At 63.5% G+C, this 408-nt stretch carries 1 protein-coding gene; it reads left to right on the forward strand.

Annotation, left to right across the window (positions count from 1 at the left end; genetic code table 11):
* On the forward strand, positions 1-408 hold a 408-nt coding region (locus GM676_RS33130), incomplete at both ends, for a dTDP-glucose 4,6-dehydratase (RefSeq protein ID WP_155468473.1).

A 408-nucleotide genomic window follows, 5' to 3' on the forward strand; every position in this document is an offset into this window, starting at 1 on the left:
ACTTCGCCGCTGAAAGCCACGTCGACCGCTCCATCCTCGGTCCGGGCGAATTCATCAACACCAACATCAACGGCACCTTCAGCCTGCTGGAAGCGGCGCGCGCCTACTGGTCCGGCCTGCCGGAGGATGAGAAGGCCGCCTTCCGCTTCCTGCACGTTTCCACCGACGAGGTGTACGGCACGCTGGGTCCGGACGATGCGCCATTCAGCGAAACCACCGCGTTCGCGCCCAACAGCCCGTATTCGGCCTCGAAGGCGGCGTCGGACCATCTGGTGCGTTCGTACTTCCACACCTACGGCCTGCCGGTGCTGACCACCAACTGCTCCAACAACTACGGTCCATACCACTTCCCGGAAAAACTGATCCCGCTGATCATCGCCAACGCGCAAGCCGGCAAGCCGCTGCCGA

Source organism: Duganella radicis (assembly GCF_009720825.1).
In the GTDB taxonomy this organism is placed as follows: domain Bacteria; phylum Pseudomonadota; class Gammaproteobacteria; order Burkholderiales; family Burkholderiaceae_D; genus Rugamonas; species Rugamonas radicis.